Origin of the sequence: Pseudomonas sp. NFXW11 (assembly GCF_049887815.1) — a bacterium.
Lineage (GTDB): Bacteria > Pseudomonadota > Gammaproteobacteria > Pseudomonadales > Pseudomonadaceae > Aquipseudomonas.
Genome location: NZ_JAGEKI010000037.1, coordinates 1 through 7,444, shown reverse-complemented (window position 1 = coordinate 7,444; position 7,444 = coordinate 1). Strand labels below are relative to the sequence as shown.

The following is a 7,444-nucleotide window of genomic DNA, read 5'->3' as shown; positions in this document are numbered from 1 at the left end:
AGTGAAACGATGCATCGCCGATGGTAGTGTGGGGTTTCCCCATGTGAGAGTAGGTCATCGTCAAGATTAAATTCCGAAACCCCAATTGCGAAAGCAGTTGGGGTTTTGTCTTTGCGCGATGGAAAAATCCTGGGACTGGTGCGGAAGTTGGATTGCATCTGGTTTCGTGAGCATTTCGAACGATTGCAGATGTTGGATCAATCATTGTCGAACTGCGGTTCATGCAAAAGAGATCCAAGTGAGTCTGGTGCTGCACTTTGACTCAGGTATAGAGTCATCGGCGGATGCTGGTGTCTGTGGATTCAGCCAGCCGACGCAACGGGGTTCAAGCGAGTCGTCTACAAAAAAACGCTATTGCTTTGGGTGGGCTGATCTCCTTGAGCAAAACGATCTGCCAGGGCCTCTATAGATGCAGCCAGGCCGCGAACCTTCAGAGTGGATGCTCGCGCTTGGCTAAAGGCCAAATGGCTCCCTCAATGCTTCACAGCATGCGCGTCTACCTCGACAGAGCATTCTCCCGGTAAATCTCTAGGCGAAATCACCCGCCCCTATTGCGTCTAACTCCAGGCGTCTACCGAAGCTTCAGATGCATACAACGTAGCGGAAAGGTGCCGTGCTTGGATCGGCCAGATATTTGGGCGGGTTCTTGGCTTAGGGCTCACCGAGAGTGAACAGGGAAGAGGGCTTCGGGATATAGCTGCTCAAGCTCTCAAAGCTCAACAGTGCCCACACCTGCTCGAGCCTGAATTGGGTACCCAGCAGGCTGACGGCATCGAACAGATGCATGGCTTTGCATCCCCAGCTCTGCAAGCGTGGTGCCTGCAAGAGAGCGGCGCTTGATGTTCGGTATTTTTCTCAGAACGCATAAGGGGAGATGAAGGGAGATAGCCAGGCACAAAAAAACCGGCTCAAGTGGCCGGTTTTTCTGGGTCTGTGAGTTTGGTAGAAACTCTCAGATATTGCTATATGGTGCCCCGAGGGAGACTCGAACTCCCACTCCTTTCGAAAACGGATTTTGAATCCGCCGCGTCTACCAATTCCGCCATCAGGGCTCAATGGCGGCGAAGTATAGAGAGACGGTTACCGTTGGTCAATCGGCTTTCGTGGTCAATTTTCGGTTAATCCGCTAAACTTTGCGGCCCTGCTAGACGAACTCCATCATGCGCGTTGCTGACTTTACCTTCGAGCTTCCTGATTCGCTGATCGCCCGCCATCCACTGGCCGAGCGTCGCGGCAGCCGTCTGTTGACCCTGGATGGGCCAACCGGCGCCTTGGCCCACCGTCAATTCACCGATCTGCTGGAGCATTTGCGTCCCGGCGATCTGATGGTGTTCAACAATACTCGGGTGATTCCGGCTCGCCTGTTTGGCCAGAAGGCTTCCGGCGGCAAGCTGGAAATTCTGGTTGAACGAGTGCTGGATAGCCATCGTGTGCTGGCCCATGTGCGCTCCAGCAAGTCGCCCAAGCCGGGATCGAAGATCCTTATCGACGGCGGTGGCGAGGCCGAGATGCTGGCCCGTCACGACACTCTGTTCGAGCTGGGCTTTGCCGAGGAAGTGCTGCCGCTGCTGGATCGGGTTGGGCACATGCCTTTGCCTCCGTATATAGACCGTCCGGATGAAGGCGCCGACCGTGAGCGCTACCAGACCGTATATGCCCAGCGCCTGGGAGCCGTGGCCGCGCCGACTGCGGGGCTGCATTTCGATCAGCCGCTGTTGCAGGCGATTGCCGCCAAGGGCGTAGAGACCACCTTTGTGACCCTGCACGTTGGCGCCGGGACCTTCCAGCCGGTGCGGGTCGAGCGCATCGAAGATCACCATATGCATCACGAATGGCTGGAAGTCGGCCAGGAAGTGGTGGACGCCGTGGCGGCGTGCCGGGCTCGTGGTGGTCGGGTGGTGGCGGTAGGCACCACCAGCGTGCGCTCCCTGGAAAGCGCTGCTCGTGATGGCGTGCTCAAGCCGTTCAGTGGCGACACCGATATCTTTATCTACCCGGGCCGGCCGTTTCATGTGGTCGATGCCCTGGTGACCAACTTCCATCTGCCGGAATCCACGCTGTTGATGCTGGTTTCCGCCTTCGCCGGTTATCCCGAGACCATGGCTGCCTATCGCGCCGCGGTGGAAAATGGATACCGCTTCTTCAGCTACGGTGATGCGATGTTCATCACCCGTAATCCCGCGCCAACCGCTCCCAAGGACCTGGCCCCCGAGGAAACTGTATGAGTCGCACCTGTCGTATGTCCTTCGAGCTTTTGGCCACTGATGGCAAGGCTCGTCGCGGTCGCTTGACCTTCCCCCGCGGTACGGTGGAAACCCCGGCTTTCATGCCGGTGGGCACCTACGGCACGGTCAAGGGCATGCTGCCGCGGGATATCGTAGCCACCGGCGCCGAGATCATCCTGGGCAACACCTTCCATCTGTGGCTGCGCCCGGGCACCGAAGTGATCAAGGCCCACGGCGACCTGCACGATTTCATGCAGTGGAAAGGCCCGATCCTCACCGACTCCGGTGGTTTCCAGGTGTTCAGCCTGGGCGCGATGCGCAAGATCAAGGAAGAAGGCGTGACCTTCGCCTCTCCGGTGGACGGTGCCAAGGTGTTCATGGGCCCGGAAGAGTCGATGCAAGTGCAGCGCGACCTGGGGTCGGACATCGTGATGATCTTCGATGAATGCACGCCGTACCCGGCCGACGAAGATGTGGCGCGGATTTCCATGGAGCTGTCCCTGCGTTGGGCTCAGCGTTCCAAGAATGCCCATGGCGACAACACGGCGGCGCTATTCGGCATCGTCCAGGGCGGCATGCACCAGGACCTGCGCATGCGCTCCCTGGAAGGCCTGGACAAGATCGGCTTCGACGGCCTGGCCATCGGCGGCCTGTCGGTGGGCGAGCCCAAGCATGAAATGATCAAGGTGCTGGACTACCTGCCAGGGCAGATGCCTGCCGACAAACCTCGTTACCTAATGGGGGTTGGCAAGCCGGAAGATCTGGTTGAGGGTGTGCGCCGCGGTGTGGACATGTTCGATTGCGTGATGCCAACCCGCAACGCCCGCAATGGGCATCTGTTCATCGACACCGGCGTGCTGAAGATCCGTAACGCGTTCCATCGTCATGATGATTCGCCACTGGATCCAACTTGTGATTGCTACACCTGCCAGAACTTCTCCCGCGCCTATCTGCATCACTTGGACAAGTGTGGGGAAATGCTCGGGAGTATGCTCAATACCATCCATAACTTGCGCCATTACCAGCGTCTTATGGCTGGTTTGCGCGAGGCTATTCAACAAGGTACATTGGCCGCCTTTGTCGATTCCTTCTATGCCAAACGCGGGTTACCCGTTCCGCCTTTAGAATAAGTTCTAAAGACGCAAAGACACTAATTCTGAAATTATCGGAGTGTTAAATGAGCTTTTTGATCCCTGCCGCTTATGCGGATGCCGCTGCACCAGCAGCTGCCGGTCCTGCTGGCACTGGTTTCGAGTGGATTTTCCTGGTCGGCTTCCTGGTTATCTTCTACCTGATGATCTGGCGTCCACAGGCCAAGCGCGCTAAAGAGCAGAAGAACCTGCTGGGCAGCCTGCAGAAAGGCGACGAAGTTGTGACCACCGGTGGTATCGCCGGTAAGATCAACAAGGTGACCGACGATTTCGTGGTACTGGAAGTGTCGGACTCCGTTGAACTGAAGTTCCAGAAGGGCGCGATTGCTGCCACGCTGCCAAAAGGCACGCTGAAAGCGATCTAAGTTTCATCTTTTACCAATCGACGGGGCGCGCAAGGCGCCCCGCGTCATAAACGGGCGGCGTGATGCTGAACAAATATCCTCTGTGGAAGTACCTACTGATCCTGGCGGTGCTGGCGATCGGTTTTATTTATTCCGCTCCCAATCTATACCCTGATGATCCGGCCATTCAGGTCAGCGGCGCGAGCACCGCGCTGCAGGTATCTCAGGCGGATCTGGATCGTGCGAGCAAAGCGCTCACCGACGCCGGCATCAGCGTCAAGGCTTCTTCCGTTGCCGCCAATGGCAAGGGTGGCCTGCTGCGCCTGATCAACAAGGAAGACCAGCTTCCGGCCAAGGATGTAGTGCGCAAGGCGCTGGGCGATGACTATGTGGTGGCGTTGAACTTGGCGCAAACCACCCCGCAATGGCTGCGCAACCTCGGTGCGCACCCGATGAAGCTGGGTCTGGACTTGTCCGGTGGTGTGCACTTCCTGCTGGAAGTGGATATGGACAAAGCCCTGGACGCCCGCCTGAAAGTCTACGAAGGCGACGTCAAGAGCCTGCTGCGTAAAGAGCGCCTGCGCTATCGCAGCCTGCCGCAGCTCAATGGTGCCATCCAGCTGGGCTTCAGTGATGAGGACAGCCGTGAACAGGCTCGTTCGCTGATTCGCAAGAGTTTCAATGATTTCGATATCGTACCGGCCGACCTCAATGGCCAACCGGTGCTGCGTCTGGCGATGACCCCGGCCAAGCTGGCGGAAATCCGCGAATACTCCATCAAGCAGAACTTGACCACTGTGCGTAACCGGGTCAACGAACTGGGTGTGGCCGAGCCCCTGGTACAGCGCCAGGGCGCCAACCGGATCGTGGTCGAGCTGCCGGGCGTGCAGGATACTGCTGAAGCCAAGCGAATTCTCGGCAAGACCGCCAACCTGGAGTTCCGCCTGGCCGCCGAGCCGGGTGCTTCCAAGGCGACCTCCGAGTCCTTCGAGTTCCGTGAGGGCAACCGTCCTCCTGCGCAGATCGAGCGTGGCCTGATCATCACCGGTGACCAGGTGACCGACGCCCAGGCCAGCTACGACGAGCATGGCCGTCCGCAGGTGAACATCAAGCTCGATGGCCATGGCGGCGAGCTGATGAATCGTGCTACCCGCAGCAACGTCGGCCGTAGCATGGCAGTGATCTTTATCGAGCAAAAGCCGATCACCACCTACACCAAGCAAGTGGTGGACGGTGTCGAGAAAGACGTGCCGGTCCAGGCGTTCAAAGAAGAGAAGAAGATCATCAGCCTGGCGACTATCCAGTCGCCGCTGGGCAGTCAGTTCCGCATCACCGGCCTGAATGGCCAGGGCGAATCCTCCGAGCTGGCGCTGCTGCTGCGTGCCGGTGGTCTGGCGGCGCCAATGTACTTCGCTGAAGAGCGCACCATTGGTCCTAGCCTGGGTGCCGACAACATCACCAAGGGTATCGATGCGTCGCTGTGGGGCATGCTGTTCGTGTCGCTGTTCATCATTGCCATCTACCGCTTCTTCGGCATCATCGCCACCGTGGCGCTGGCGCTGAACATGGTGCTGCTGCTGGCGCTGATGTCGCTGCTGGGGGCTACGCTGACCCTGCCGGGCATTGCCGGTATCGTGCTGACCATGGGCATGGCGGTGGACGCCAACGTGCTGATCTTCTCGCGGATACGTGAAGAGATCGCCGCCGGCATGAGCGTGCAACGGGCAATCAACGAAGGCTTCGGCCGGGCATTCACCGCGATTCTCGATGCCAACCTGACCACCCTGCTGGTGGGCGGCATCCTCTTCGCCATGGGCACCGGCCCGGTGAAGGGCTTTGCGGTGACCATGTCCCTCGGGATCTTTACCTCGATGTTCACGGCCATCTGGCTGACCCGTGCGATGGTCAACCTGATCTTCGGCGGTCGTGACTTCAAGAAGTTGTGGATTTAAGGGGCTGCCATGTTACGTACTATCAACTTCATGGGTGTGCGCAACGTCGCTTTCGGCGTCACCCTGCTGCTCACCGTTATGGCCTTGTTCAGCTGGTTCCACAAGGGGCTGAACTATGGTCTGGATTTCACTGGCGGTACGCTGATCGAGCTGACCTACGAGCGTCCGGCGGACGTGATGAAGGTTCGCGAGCAGCTCAACGCTTCTGGTTACCATGAGGCGATCGTGCAAAGCTTCGGTGCAACCACCGACTTGCTGGTGCGGATGCCGGGTGAAGACCCGCAGTTGGGTCATCAGGTGGCGTCTGCGCTGCAGAAAGCCGGCAGCGACAACCCGGCGCAGGTCAAGCGTGTCGAGTTCGTCGGCCCGCAAGTGGGTGAAGAGCTGCGCGACCAGGGCGGCCTCGGCATGCTCATGGCCCTGGGCGGCATCCTCATCTACCTGGCCTTCCGCTTCCAGTGGAAGTTCGCGGTCGGTGCCATCGTCTCGTTGATTCACGACGTGATCGTGACCGTGGGTATCCTCTCGTTCTTCCAGATCACCTTCGACCTGACGGTGCTGGCGGCGGTGCTGGCGATCATCGGTTACTCGCTCAACGACACCATCGTGGTGTTCGACCGGGTACGGGAGAACTTCCGTGTACTGCGCAAGGCCAGTCTGATCGAGAACATCAATATCTCGACCACCCAGACCCTGCTGCGGACCATGGCGACCTCGATCTCCACCCTGCTGGCAATCGTCGCCCTGCTGTTCTTCGGCGGTGACAACCTGCACGGCTTCTCCATCGCCCTGTTTGTTGGTGTTCTGGCGGGTACTTACTCGTCGATCTACATCGCCAACGTGGTGCTGATCTGGCTGAACCTGAACAGTGAAGACCTGATTCCTCCAGCCAATACCGAGAAGGAAGTGGACGAGCGTCCTTGACGATCTGATCTCTTCCAGTAGTCAGCAAAAAAGGCGCGAGTGTTGAACTCGCGCCTTTTTTTTTGCTCCAAGGCTGGGAGAAGCGCGGGCATGGACCCGCATGTATGGTCAGGAGGTTCACGTGAACAAGTCGTTGCTGGTTGGTGCGGTATTGGGTGCTGTCGGTGTGACTGCCGGGGGTGCTGTGGCTACCTACAGCCTGGTTAAAAGCGGCCCTGAGTATGCGCAAGTGCTGGCCGTGCAGCCGGTCAAACAACAGATCAAGACGCCTCGTGAAGTGTGCAAGGACGTGGCCGTGACCCGTCAGCGTCCGGTCAAGGATGAGCATCAGATCCTCGGTACTGTGGCCGGTGCGGTGGGCGGTGGCCTGCTGGGCAGCATGATCGGCAGTGGCAATGGCAAGAAGCTTGCCACTGTGGCCGGTGCAGTGGGTGGCGGTTATGCGGGCAACAAAGTGCAGGAAGGCATGCAGGAGCGTGATACCTACACCACCACGCAGACCCGCTGTAATACGGTGAATGACATCAGTGACAAGATCGTCGGTTACGACGTGAAGTACGACCTGGGTGGCAAGCAGGGTCAGGTGCGCATGGATCGTGATCCAGGCAACCAGATTCCGGTGGATAAGGAAGGGCACTTGATCCTGGGTCAGAACCAGAATCAGCCAGGCCAATAACGACCAGGCATAAAAAAAGCACCCCGAGGGGTGCTTTTTTTGTCGCTGTGTCCCGTCCTGAATAAGGTTTACACCTCCCATCCCGAATTTCCGGAGAGTCAGATGGAACAAGGTGTAAAGCGCACACAACGAGATTACTCACTGTCCTTTAAATTGGCGGTGGTTGATCAGA

At 58.5% G+C, this 7,444-nt stretch carries 7 protein-coding genes and 1 tRNA gene; 6 read left to right on the top strand and 2 right to left on the bottom strand.

Annotation, left to right across the window (positions count from 1 at the left end):
- Window positions 1-223: hypothetical protein (locus J4P02_RS30320; RefSeq protein ID WP_426197391.1), on the bottom strand; the 223-nt coding region annotated here is incomplete at its 3' end.
- 744 nt (window positions 224-967) lie between these two features.
- A tRNA-Leu gene (locus J4P02_RS30315) sits at window positions 968-1,052 on the bottom strand.
- A 108-nt stretch (window positions 1,053-1,160) separates the two neighbouring features.
- On the opposite strand from J4P02_RS30315, the gene queA reads away from it, so the two are divergent.
- The 6 genes from queA (at window position 1,161) to J4P02_RS30285 (ending at window position 7,272) form a co-directional block, all read left to right on the top strand.
- Entirely contained in the window at window positions 1,161-2,225 is a 1,065-nt protein-coding gene (gene queA / locus J4P02_RS30310; RefSeq protein ID WP_426197389.1) for a tRNA preQ1(34) S-adenosylmethionine ribosyltransferase-isomerase QueA, read from the top strand.
- A 14-nt stretch (window positions 2,226-2,239) separates the two neighbouring features.
- Window positions 2,240-3,355, top strand: coding sequence for a tRNA guanosine(34) transglycosylase Tgt (gene tgt / locus J4P02_RS30305; RefSeq protein WP_162470478.1), 1,116 nt, complete (start codon window positions 2,240-2,242; stop codon window positions 3,353-3,355).
- A gap of 47 nt (window positions 3,356-3,402) precedes the next feature.
- Window positions 3,403-3,741 carry a preprotein translocase subunit YajC gene (gene yajC / locus J4P02_RS30300; RefSeq protein WP_011063224.1) on the top strand — a complete coding sequence of 113 codons (339 nt, stop codon included), beginning with the start codon at window positions 3,403-3,405 and terminating at the stop codon, window positions 3,739-3,741.
- Between the two features lie 62 nt (window positions 3,742-3,803).
- Window positions 3,804-5,672, top strand: coding sequence for a protein translocase subunit SecD (gene secD / locus J4P02_RS30295; RefSeq protein ID WP_426197387.1), 1,869 nt, complete (start codon window positions 3,804-3,806; stop codon window positions 5,670-5,672).
- A 9-nt stretch (window positions 5,673-5,681) separates the two neighbouring features.
- Entirely contained in the window at window positions 5,682-6,596 is a 915-nt protein-coding gene (gene secF / locus J4P02_RS30290; protein ID WP_426197385.1) for a protein translocase subunit SecF, read from the top strand.
- A 121-nt stretch (window positions 6,597-6,717) separates the two neighbouring features.
- The gene (locus J4P02_RS30285; protein WP_233323754.1) at window positions 6,718-7,272 is read left to right on the top strand and encodes a glycine zipper 2TM domain-containing protein; all 555 of its coding nucleotides are present in this window, start codon (window positions 6,718-6,720) and stop codon (window positions 7,270-7,272) included.
- The last annotated feature ends 172 nt before the right edge of the window (window positions 7,273-7,444 follow it).